This window comes from Methylobacterium sp. 275MFSha3.1 (assembly GCF_900108435.1).
In the GTDB taxonomy this organism is placed as follows: Bacteria; Pseudomonadota; Alphaproteobacteria; order Rhizobiales; family Beijerinckiaceae; genus Methylobacterium.
In genome coordinates, this window is sequence record NZ_FNWP01000058.1 from 1 (window position 1) to 11,059 (window position 11,059).

10 protein-coding genes and 1 pseudogene are annotated in these 11,059 nt (G+C 66.4%); 7 read left to right on the forward strand and 4 right to left on the reverse strand.

What is annotated here, in order from left to right; all coding sequences use genetic code 11:
• The first annotated feature begins 134 nt into the window (after nt 1-134).
• A complete protein-coding gene (locus tag BLW78_RS30325; protein ID WP_091684013.1) occupies nt 135-431 on the forward strand; it encodes a putative quinol monooxygenase in 297 nt (98 codons plus the stop codon).
• A 182-nt stretch (nt 432-613) separates the two neighbouring features.
• Here the strand turns inward: BLW78_RS30325 and BLW78_RS30330 are convergent, their stop codons facing one another.
• Together BLW78_RS30330 and BLW78_RS30335 are read right to left on the reverse strand one after the other, a co-directional pair.
• The gene (locus tag BLW78_RS30330; RefSeq protein WP_091684014.1) at nt 614-1,630 is read right to left on the reverse strand and encodes a zinc-binding alcohol dehydrogenase family protein; all 1,017 of its coding nucleotides are present in this window, start codon (nt 1,628-1,630) and stop codon (nt 614-616) included.
• Between the two features lie 28 nt (nt 1,631-1,658).
• Nucleotides 1,659-2,651: a DMT family transporter gene (locus tag BLW78_RS30335; RefSeq protein ID WP_091684016.1), complete on the reverse strand. Its 993-nt coding sequence runs from the start codon at nt 2,649-2,651 to the stop codon at nt 1,659-1,661.
• Nucleotides 2,652-3,052: 401 nt separating this feature from the next.
• Here BLW78_RS30335 and BLW78_RS30340 point away from each other — a divergent pair, with 401 nt between their 5' ends.
• The 3 genes from BLW78_RS30340 to BLW78_RS30350 all read left to right on the forward strand — a co-directional run bounded on the left by BLW78_RS30340 (nt 3,053) and on the right by BLW78_RS30350 (nt 6,788).
• Nucleotides 3,053-3,685, forward strand: coding sequence for a tyrosine-type recombinase/integrase (locus BLW78_RS30340; protein WP_091684018.1), 633 nt, complete (start codon nt 3,053-3,055; stop codon nt 3,683-3,685).
• Between the two features lie 315 nt (nt 3,686-4,000).
• On the forward strand, nt 4,001-5,770 hold the full coding sequence (locus BLW78_RS30345) for an adenylate/guanylate cyclase domain-containing protein (protein ID WP_091684020.1): 1,770 nt from the start codon (nt 4,001-4,003) through the stop codon (nt 5,768-5,770).
• Between the two features lie 28 nt (nt 5,771-5,798).
• The gene (locus BLW78_RS30350; protein ID WP_091684022.1) at nt 5,799-6,788 is read left to right on the forward strand and encodes an ABC transporter substrate-binding protein; all 990 of its coding nucleotides are present in this window, start codon (nt 5,799-5,801) and stop codon (nt 6,786-6,788) included.
• 37 nt (nt 6,789-6,825) lie between these two features.
• Here BLW78_RS30350 and mddA read toward each other — a convergent pair whose 3' ends face one another.
• Nucleotides 6,826-7,560 (reverse strand): methanethiol S-methyltransferase, encoded by a 735-nt coding sequence (mddA, locus tag BLW78_RS30355; RefSeq protein ID WP_091684025.1) that lies wholly within the window; start codon nt 7,558-7,560, stop codon nt 6,826-6,828.
• Between the two features lie 173 nt (nt 7,561-7,733).
• On the opposite strand from mddA, the gene BLW78_RS30360 reads away from it, so the two are divergent.
• From BLW78_RS30360 to BLW78_RS30370, 3 genes and pseudogenes are all read left to right on the forward strand, one after another.
• Entirely contained in the window at nt 7,734-7,883 is a 150-nt protein-coding gene (locus BLW78_RS30360) for a hypothetical protein (protein ID WP_244527117.1), read from the forward strand.
• A 152-nt stretch (nt 7,884-8,035) separates the two neighbouring features.
• Nucleotides 8,036-8,710 (forward strand): Crp/Fnr family transcriptional regulator, encoded by a 675-nt coding sequence (locus tag BLW78_RS30365; protein ID WP_091684029.1) that lies wholly within the window; start codon nt 8,036-8,038, stop codon nt 8,708-8,710.
• 851 nt (nt 8,711-9,561) lie between these two features.
• Nucleotides 9,562-10,711 (forward strand): annotated as a pseudogene (locus tag BLW78_RS30370) (IS3 family transposase); the annotation flags it as partial.
• A 40-nt stretch (nt 10,712-10,751) separates the two neighbouring features.
• On the opposite strand, the gene BLW78_RS30375 reads toward BLW78_RS30370, so the two are convergent.
• A partial coding sequence (locus tag BLW78_RS30375) for a transposase (protein WP_139307802.1) occupies nt 10,752-11,059 on the reverse strand: 308 nt, incomplete at its 5' end.

Sequence of the window (11,059 nt, forward strand, 5' to 3'; positions counted from 1 at the left end):
AGCCAGAGCCTAGCCGGCCATGACGCGCTGACCCTTGCGGCCTGAGTGGTCGGCGACTGCTCAACACGTCAGCGTGTCTGGCGCCATGACGGTTTCCGGCGAGGCCGGAGCTGCAGAGATCAGGAAATCAGACAATGTCCCAACAGATCCAGCTTGTCGCCCGCTTGGTACCCCGGGAGGGACGCGAGGCAGCACTGGCGCAGGCTGTCGCAGCGATCGTGCCCGCAGTGCTCAAGGAGCCTGGCTGCCTCGTCTACACCGCCCACGACAGCCGCGAGCGGTCCGGCACGATCGTGATGTACGAAGTCTGGGAGAGTCAGGCCGCACTCGACGTCCACGCCGCCGGGCCCAACTTCGGCGCCCTCGCAGCTCGCTTCGACGAGCTCCTCGACGAACCGCTCGCCATCGAGCATCTATGCAAGATCGCTTGATCGGCCAGGACTGAACTGGCCGAACGCACTCTCATAACCCTGAGCGAACACCCGGTCGCGTATCGGGTGAAGCCGCTCGGCCGCACACCCGAAGCGCCGGCTTAGCCTCGGCGACGGGACCGCTCCGGCACCCGGTCGGTGCCGGAGGATCGCGTGGACAGGCCCGACGGCGCGGGCCCCGCTTAGGCCCACCCTTCCAGGACGATCTTGCCCTTGGCGCGTCCGCTCTCGATCAGGGCGTGCGCGCGGCGCAGGTTGGCGGCCGAGATCGTGCCGAAGCTCTCCGCAAAGGTGCTCTTCAGCGTGCCGGCATCCACGAGCCGCGCAACCTCGTCGAGGAGCTGGCCCTGGCCGGCGATGTCGGCGGTGGCGAACATCGAGCGGGTGAACATGAACTCCCAGTGCGTGGAGACGCTCTTGCGCTTGAACGGCAGGATGTCGAGGCTGTCCGGATCGTCGATCAGCGCGAAGCGGCCCTGTGGCGCGATCAGCTCGACGATCTGGCCGAGATGCCGGTCGGTGCTGGTGGTCGAGAAGACGAAGCCCGGCTTACCGAGTTCAAGCGCGGCGACCTCGGCAGCGAGCGGCTTCGCGTGATCGATCACGTGATGCGCGCCGAGCGCGCGGCTCCAGGCCACCGTCTCGGGCCGCGAGGCCGTGGTGATCACGGTGAGGTCGGTCAGCTGCCGGGCGAGCTGCGTCGCGATTGAGCCGACGCCGCCCGCGCCGCCGACGATCAGGATCGCGTGTGCCGCGCCGGGCACCGCATTTCGCACGTCGAGACGATCGAACAGCGCCTCCCAAGCAGTGATTGCGGTCAGAGGCATCGCGGCCGCCTCGGCGAGCGAGAGCGAGGCGGGCTTGTGCCCAACGATGCGCTCGTCAATGCAGTGGAACTCGGCGTTCGTGCCCGACCGCGTGATGTCGCCGGCATAGAACACCGCATCCCCGGGCCGGAACAGGCTCGCTTCCGAACCCACCGCCTCGACGATGCCGACGGCGTCATAACCGAGGATGTGCGGCTGTCCTTCGGCCGGCGTGACCCGGGCGCGGACCTTCGTGTCGACCGGGTTGACCGAAACGGCTTGGACTCGGACGAGGAGGTCACGCGGACCCGGGACCGGCACCGGCAGGTCGAGGTCGACCAGCGCCTTGTCGTTCGCGATGGGCAGGGACTTGTAGAAGCCGACGGCCTTCATGGGGGTACTCCTTCTGGTTTGAAAAGGATCAGGGACGCCGCCGCGCACTTGCAGCGATGCCCAGGATGATCGCGCCTGCACCCAGGATCAGGTCGATGCTCGGTTCCTCGTTCAGGGCCGCGACCGAGAGCACGAGCCCGGTGACCGGCACGGCCAGCATCAGTGTCGAGGTCGTGCTCGCTGGCAGCCGGGCACTGGCGGCATTGACGGCGCAGAAGCAGAAGGCGGTCGCAACCGGGCCGACGAAGGCGAGGCAAGCCCAGAACACGCCTGTGCCGTCTCCGGTGAACGGCCCCTCAGCCATATACGCCAAGGGCGCCAGCACGGCGGCGGCGAGCAGCATCTGCCAGGGCGCGAGCTGGATCGCTGACGACGCCGTTCGGCCGTAGCGCAGATGCAGGATGCAGACGGCCCAGGCCGCCGAAGCCGCGATGAGCAAGCCGTTGGCGCCAACAACCCGACTGTCCTGCCAGTCGATGGCGTGCGGATTGAGCAGGACGAGGACGCCGATCCCGGCCAGGGCGATGCCAACCCACTGCCGCCGGCTGATCTTCTCCCGGAACAGCACGACCGCGACCGGGAGCACCCAGATCGGCGTCGTATAGCTCAGAATGGCCGAGCGGCCGGCCGGCAGGTGCGTCATGGCGATTGCGCCCAGAGCCGTGAACAACATCATCTGCAGCAGGCCGATCGAGGCGACGACAGGCAGGTCCGCACGCTGCGGCAGCCGCAACTCCCGGCGCATCACCTGCCATGTGAACAGGCAGGCTGCCCCGACCGCGAAGCGCGACGCGGAGAACCATAGGGGCGAGATGTGACCGAGCCCGATCTTCATCACCGGCCAATTGGCGCCCCAGAGGAGGATCGCGCCGCCGAACAGGATTGCGGAACCCAGTCGCTCCCGTAGATTGCGCACAGGCGACCGAGCGGGGCCGACCGCAAAGCTGGCCCGCGTGGCCCCCACGCGGACGAAAACATCGGAGCGAGCATTGCGCGCGAGAGCTATCGCTGAGGCGGGCATGACTGGCCTCGTTTGAAGGGACATTGAGACTTGATCGCGCTCGGGCGGAATATCGCCGTGGCGACTGCTCCGAGATCGTCGAAGCAGCGGCAGCATGAGGCTGAACTAGCAATCCGATAAGCGCATAGTTCTGATGGCTCAGATCAGAATTTCTGCTGGATCGGCCGCCCTATTGGCTTCGGAGTAGTCCAGCCGTCCTGTGGTGGATCAAGCGAGGCTATCGGCGGCAGACTGGCCTCGGGCTTAGTGAGCCTGATCCATGACCGCTTTTGAGAAGAAACGCCGATGCTCCGAATGCCCGGGATGGGCGCCCAGCGGAACGTCCGCATATGCCAGCTCTCCGCACCTTCGGTTCGGGTCTCTTATCGCCTCGTCGGCATGGGCCGACGAGGAGACAGGCGATGGGACACTCAGCACACGATCCCGCCACGAAAGGGCGACCGGCCTGGAACGCTGGCCGCAAACTCGGCGCCAAGCGCGCCCTAAAGCCTAAGCAGGTTTGGGCCATCCGGTTCTGGCTCGACCGCGAACGGCGCATACGCGACCGGGCTATGTTCGACCTCGCCATCGATAGCAAGCTGCGTGGCTGCGACATCGTCAAGCTCAAGATCAGCGATCTCGTCAGCGGTGGCCGCGTCCGCAGCCCGGCCATCGTCATCCAGCGCAAGACTGGCCGGCCGGTACAGTTCGAACTGCTCGAACCCGCACGAACCAGCATTCTGGCATGGCTGGAAGCCAGGAGTGGAACGCTCGACGACTATGCCTTCCCGAGCCGGCTCGACGGCGTCACGCACATCAGCACCCGGCAGTATGCACGCTTGGTCGATGAGTGGGTCACGGGCATCGGGTTGCGTAGCGAGGACTATGGCACCCACTCCCTCCGCCGCACGAAGGCGTCTCTGATCTATAAGCGGACTGGCAACCTGCGGGCGGTTCAGATCCTGCTCGGCCATACCAAGATCGAGAGCACGGTCAGGTACCTCGGTGTGGACGTCGAGGATGCTCTGACCCTGGCCGAAGGAACTGAGATTTGAGCGTCTGGCCCCTCGACGTCAGTGTCGAGGGGTTTCAGAACCAGCCCGACAGCAGTGCGCCCATTGCGGCCGCTCAGCCGACGCGGGCTGCCTCTCCGAAGCAGACGTCGCCGCAAAGCCGCCTCTCTCGATATTTGTCCGAACCCCGCTTCAACCGGCGAAGTCCCTGGGAGGTTGGCATTGAAGTCAGGTTCGGAACATAATCGCGCGCTGATCGGCGAGTTCGGGCAATCTCCGATGCGTCTCGGCAGCACTTCAGGGGGTTCGTTCGGGTGATCCCGGAGCGGATCGATGCGCCTTGGAATAGATCCGGCGATGGCTCAATTCCCTTTCCCCACTCGGGGCTCGCTGTTCCGGCAATATTTCTTTGTACTGTTCGCCGCCGTGGCCGTTCCGTTGCTCGCCGCCGGCAGCAGTCAGGCATGGTTCGGATATAAGGACCAGAGGGCGCACCTGAACGACCTCCTCGGTGCCGAAGCCCGGACTGCGGCGGCGCGTATCTCAATATTCATTGAAGGGATCGGAAGCCAGCTTGCCTGGATGGTCCACTTGCCCTGGACTGAGGGAGCCGACGAGCGGCGGCGCATCGATGCCCTGCGCCTCCTGCGCCACGCCCCCGCCGTAACCAACCTCAGGCTGATCGACGGCGCCTCGAAGGAACGGCTCTCTGTGTCGCGAATCGGCCTCAACCGCGTCGAGAGCGGAGATGACGCATCGGCGGATCCGGCGGTCTTGGGAGCTCGGACCGGGCAAGCTTGGTTCGGTCCCGTCACCTACCACCGCAACTCCGAACCGTACATGACCGTGGCCGTGGCCGGGAACCGAGCCGCTGCGGGCATCGCGATCGCCGAGATCAATCTCAAGCTGATCCTAGACGTCATCGTGGGGATCCGGATCGGCGAGACCGGACAGGCCTTCGTCCTCGACCGGCCGGGCCGGCTCATCGCGCATCCCGACATCAGCCTCGTCCTACGCGGCACCGCGGACCGGACGGCCGAGAACCTTCAAGCACTGCGGGCTGCAATCCTCGCGCAGGATGGGCGCGCGGTCGCCGGCACGGACCCGGCGGGGCGCGCGGTGGTTGCCGCATTGGCGCCCGTCCAGGGTCCGGACTGGAGCGTGATCGTCCACCAGCCGGCCGCCGAGGCGTTCGGACCGATCCACGCCGCCTTCTGGCGCCTGCTCGGCCTGCTGCTCGCCGGCACGGGCTTCGCCGCCGCGCTCGCCTACTGGCTCGCCGGCCGAATGACTGGGCCAATCCGCTTGCTGGAGGACGGCGCGGCCCGTATCGGGGCCGGCCAGTTCGATCACCGCATCGACATCGCGAGGATCGATGAGCTTGGGCGACTTGCGACTCGCTTCAATCAGATGGCACGCGAGGTCGCGATCTCGCGGGAGCGCTCGGAGCGCATCGACCGGCTCAAACGCTTTCTCGCGCCGCAGGTCGCCGAGCTCGTGGACCGGGCCGGCGATGACAGCGTCCTCGATGGACAGCGCGTCGAGGTCGTCGTCGTCTTCGGCGACCTGCGCGGCTTCACCCCGTTCTCCGCCAGATCTCAGCCGACCGTGATCATGGACGTGCTGGGCGAATACCATGCGGCGGTCGGTGCGACCGTGAACCACCACGGCGCGACGCTCGTGAGCCTCGCCGGCGACGGCGTCATGATCCTGGTGAACGCGCCCGTGGCCTGCCCCGAGCCGGCGTTGCGGGCCATTCGCATGGTCATCGAGATGCAGGCGACGGTGCAGGCTCTGGCCGCGACTTGGCGGGCGCGCGGCCATGCGCTCGGCTTCGGGATCGGGCTGGCGATGGGACCCGCCACGGTCGGGCGCATCGGCTCCGACAGCCGGATGGACTACACGGCCATCGGCACGGTGACGAACCTCGCATCGCGCCTGTGCGCCTCGGCTCAGGACGGCGAGATCCTCGTCGACCGCACGGCGGCCGAGGCGATCGAGGGCGGTGTCCCTCTCGTGTCACTCGGGACGCGGCGCCTGAAGGGTTTCGACGATCCGGTTGCCGTCTTCGCCGTGGCCGCTGGTCAGGGAACCGACGCTCGCCCAAAGTCGGGCGCGGCGGCGTGATGCTTTGCGCTTGGCGAGGAGCGAGGGGATGAGGCGACGCGCCATTCTCATCGGGCCGATCACCGCTCTGATCGGCGGCGTCATTCCCCGTGCGGTGCGGGCGCGAGCGCCGACGCTTCCGGTAATCGGCTATCTCGGCTCCGAGACGCCCGAGCGCGTTGCCAGCCGGCTTGAGGCCTTTCGCGGAGGGCTTGCCGATGCTGGGTTCGTCGAGGGGCGCGACGTCGCGATCGCCTTTCGCTGGGCAGACGGGCGCTACGAGCGGCTGCCCGCGCTGGCGAAGGAGCTGGCCGGTAGCGGGATCGCGGTCTTGGTTGCCCCAGGCGGTGCGCCCGTGGTGCTTGCCGCGCGGGCGGCGACCGAGACCATTCCGACCGTCTTCGAGATGGGCGGCGATCCCGTTGTCCTCGGCCTGGTGGACGATCTCGCTCGGCCGCGCGGCAATCTCACAGGTGTGTCGAGCCTGAGCGTCGAGGTCTCGAACAAGCGGCTCGAGCTCATGCGGGAGCTGTTTCCGACGACCGCCGCCCTCGCCGTCGCGGTCAATCCGACCAGTCCCACGGCCAGCTCGCAGGTAGCCGGACTCCAGGCGTCGGCGGGAAGCCTTGGCCTGCAGCTCCATGTGCTCGAGGCCAGCCGCGAGGATGAGTTCGAGGCGCTTTCCACGACGCCGCGCCGGCTTGGGGTGCCCGGCCTCGTCTTCACCTCCGACCCCTTCTTCGCCTATCGCAGCGCGCATCTTGCGATCCTCGCAAATCGCCATCGCCTTCCCGCGATCACCCAATCCCGCGATTTTCCCAATGCCGGCGGGCTGCTGAGCTACGGAGGCGACTTCACGCAGACGCATCGCCAAGCCGGCATCTATGCCGGCCGTCTGCTCCGGGGCGAACAGCCACGCGACCTGCCGGTCCAGCTCGTCACGAAGGTTGAACTGTTCGCCAACGCCGGGGCGGCCACACGCCTCGGCGTGACTTTGCCGCCCTCAATCTTGAGCAGCGCGGACGTGGTGATCGAGTAGCGATCCGACGCCCACGGCCCGTCGGCGACCTTCGCGATCAGCGTGCACCGCGAAAGCGCGGCAAGAGCATGCCCGCCTCGCGGCGATAGCGTCGGTAGCGATCGCCGAAGAAGGCGACGAGGTCGCGCTCCTCCAATTGGATGCCGACGAAGATGTAGGCGGTCGCGACTGCGGCGAACAGCAGATGGCCGGCCGTCATCGTCGGCGTTGCCCAGAAGGCGACGACGAAGCCGAGGTAGATCGGGTGCCGGACGTGCCTGTAGAGAAAGGGTGTCTTGAATACGGCCTCGCCCGGTGCAGTCGAGCGCTTGCCATGGACGGCCTGCTTGAGCCCGAAGAGGTCGAGATGGCTGATCATGAAGGTGCTGGCGAGGACAACCAGCCAGCCGATCCAAAATAGTCCTGAAAGGAGTTCCACCGCGACCGGCTCAGAGATCGACCAAACGACCGCCGGGAGCGGACGCCATTGCCAGAACAGCAGCAGCAGTGCGAGGCTCGCTAGAAGGACGTAGGTGCTGCGCTCGATGGGCTTTGGGACGATGCGTGTCCACCAGACTTTGAAGCGCGGACGCGCCATCACGCTGTGCTGGAGCGCGAAGAGGGCGAGCAGGGAGACGTCAACGAGGACGGCGAGTCCCGGATCGACGAGCGGCCCGTCGTCTACAGTCTTCGGAACGACGGCGCGTCCGAGAAAGCCGACGGCGTAGAGGAACGCCAGCAGGAAGATCGCGTAGCAAATCAAGGCGTAGGTCAGGCGGGCAGCGCGCGACATGGAACATCTCCAGCGACAAAGGCGTGATCGGCCGTGCTCCGAGGCCCGGTCACGACCCGGTGCCTTGCGGCCCGAACTTTCATCCGGCCAACCACCCACCTGCGTCCGTGATCGCCGTCACAGACGCGGAGCGGCGCCCCGGTATGTCGGCCTCCTCAGCCGAGGAGGATCAGGTGACCGCTGCGTTCTCTATCTTAAAACTGTGGTTCGACTGCCGCCGTACACAGCGCGAACTCGCCTTGTTCAGCGAGCGCGACCTCGCGGATCTCGACCTCATCAGATCCGATATGACGCGTGCCGCCGCCTTCAGGGCTGCACGATAGTCGCCGCGGCCGTCCGCGGTGCATACTGCACTTCTCCGCCACTACGCCGACCTTCCGGGCGGATGGCGAGTTCGCGGTCACTCTAGTATGATTGCACCGCCGTCCGACCTCACGGTTCGGTCGGGTCCGCAGCTCCAACCGGAGCCAGTTCTGTGGGCGATCCGGCGCAGTTCGAGCGTTTGCTGTCCGCCAGACCCTTCTTCGGCCGCCTCGAATCCGACACGCGGCGGGCCGTCGCTGCCCTTTGCGTCACCCACAGTCTTGCCCGCGGCGAAACCCTGTTCCTGAAGGACGACCCGGCGGACGCGTTCTACGCGATCCGCCGCGGCGAGATCCGGATCACGGCCGGCACCGGCGCGGGCCGGCGCATGACGCTCAACATACTCGGTCCGGGCGACATTTTCGGCGAGATCGCGCTATTCGATGGTCGGCCGCGTAGCGCGGACGCCGTTGCGGCCGAGCCGGCGGAGCTGTTCGCGGTCCGCCGCCGCAACATGCTGGACCTCGTTGGCCAGCACGCCGACTTGTCGATGCGGGTCATCGAGCTTCTGTGCGAGCGCCTGCGCTTCGCCAGTGCGCGACTCGAAGAGGCGGTGCTGATGCCGTTGCCTGCGCGGATCGCGCGACGCCTGTTAGGCTTGGCGGAGGATTTCGGCAGCGAGATTCATATCTCGCAGGACGACATCGCTGACTTCGCGGGTACGACCCGCGAAACGGTCAACAGGCAACTCCAGTCTTGGCGTCGCCAGGGCATGCTCGACCTCCACCGCAATCGCGTCGTCGTACGCGATCCTGCTGCCCTTGCTTTGGCCGCCTTGTCATTTTAAGTCCCTCGGCTGAGTCGCTGTGAACGTCCGTTCCCTGAGCTTCAAAGCAGACGCGCTGCTTACGGCGAAACTCTGTCGGCCGCTTAGTCGACTTTCGCGGGTTCTCCGAACCAGCCGCTATAGCAGCTCAGCTCGCGGGTCTCAGTTGCGTCAACATCTGACCTCGGGCCGATAGCCGCTGAACCGCCGCTTCCGACCCTTCGCGGACCCGCGGAAGGTTCGCTTCCAGGCTGCTTGACGACAGAGGGTTACGACCGGGTTGGGTGGTTTTCCGCCTGTCTGCTTCCGGGCAGCGGGGGCATCGAAGCGGACAAGCCGCGGGGACCGCTCACGACCCTTCTCGGACCCTCAGAAGGTTTGTTTACCGGCAATCTGAGCGGCTTTGAATGAACGAGGCTGGCCGATGGCAGCTGGTCTACTTCGGAGGTGTTCTGTCGGAAAAGCGGACGCGCGGCTTTCGACCCATGCCAGCCGCCTGGACCGCCGATAGCACTTCCCGAATGCCGCTGTTCGTCTGCCGCTGTCCGGCAACTGCAGACCGGGGTAGGAAGCGAGCCTCGACGCCGCGGCCAAATCCGGACGCTCTGCAGCCGACCCAGCAATGCCGTGGGTCACCCTGTCGGATGCGCCAGAAAGCAGCCGCTGGCTGATCTCTACTGTGTGATCAGCAGCTTGCCGCTGATCGGCCCCACGCCCTTGGGCACCGGGACGCTCGTCGCGTCGTAGTTGGCGTTGAGGTAGAGGTTCGGCCCCTCGTAGAGGTTCACTGTCCGCCGTCAGCACGCCCGAGACAGATTGAGGGTCTTCACGAACGGAGGATGGCTGGTTCATCGTAGCCCCCAGGAGCGAAGATGAAACAGACGTCCGGGCCGGCGCGGAAGCCGGCAGAAGCCGTGATCAAAGACATTCGCCGCGTCACGCGCCGGCAGTTCTCGGCCGAAGAGAAGATCCGCATCGTGCTGGATGGCCTGCGCGGCGAGGACAGCATCGCCGAGCTGTGCCGGCGCGAGGGCATCGCCAGCTCGATGTACTATGGCTGGTCCAAGGACTTCCTGGAGGCCGGCAAGAAGCGGCTGGCCGGCGACACGGCCCGTGCCGCGACCGCCGACGAGGTCCAGGACCTGCGTCGCGAGGCGGGTGCGCTGAAGGAGGTCGTGGCCGATCTCGTCCTGGAAAACCGCCTGCTGAAAAAAGTATGACCGGGGCTGGGGGCGACGAGGCATGAGGTACCCGGCCTCCAAGAAGCTGGAGATCATCCGGCTGGTCGAGCAATCCCATCTGCCGGTGCGCTCCACCTTGGACAAGCTCGGCGTCACCCGGGCGACGTTCTACCGGTGGTACGACGCTTTCCAGCGTGGCGGCCCCGAGGCATTGGCGGATCGCCCGTCCCGACCCAGCCGGGTCCGGAACCGGTTGCCCGCCGAGGTTCGCGATCAGATCGTCGCTCTCGCACTGGAGGAGCCAGAACTCAGCCCACGCGAATTGGCGGTGCGCTTCACCGACGAGCGGCGCTACTTCGTCTCGGAGGCGACCGTCTACCGCCTGCTCAAGGCCCAGGATCTGATCACCAGCCCGGCTTACATCGTGATCAAAGCCGCCAACGAGTTCCAGGACAAGACCACCGCACCCAACCAACTCTGGCAGACGGACTTCACCTGTCTGAAGGTGATCGGCTGGGGCTGGTACGACCTCTCGACCGTGCTCGATGACTTCTCGCGCTACATCGTGGCGTGGAAGCTGTGCGCGACGATGCAGGTCGGCGACGTCACCGCCACGCTCGACCTCGCGCTGGCGGCGGCCGGGCTCGATCATGTGCAGGTGGCGCATCGGCCGCGGCTGCTCTCCGACAACGGGCCTAGCTACGTCGCGGGTGATCTGGCCGACTGGCTCGGCAGCCGGGGCATGACCCATATCCGCGGCGCGCCCCGCCATCCTCAAACGCAGGGCAAGATCGAGCGCTGGCACCAGACGCTCAAGAACCGCATCCTGCTCGAACACGCCTAGGTAGGGGACTCATTCAGGTCCTAGGTAGGGGAGTCATTCAGGTCCATGCGATGACAGAGGAAACTAGCGCGACGGCTGCGAGATAGTTGCAGGCTAGGCGATCGTAGCGGGTCGCGACGCGCCGCCAGTTTTTGAGGTGGCCGAACAGCCGCTCGATCCGATTGCGCCGCCGGTAGGCGACCCGGCTGTGCTTATAGGGTACCGTCCGGGTGGCCGTGGATGGGATGGTGGCGATCACCCGGTGGCTCTTCAGCCAATCTCTCAAGCTCTGTGCGTCGTAGGCCTTGTCGGCGATCAGACGCTTGGGCGGCACCACAGCGCACAGCAGGGGCAGCGCCATGGTGA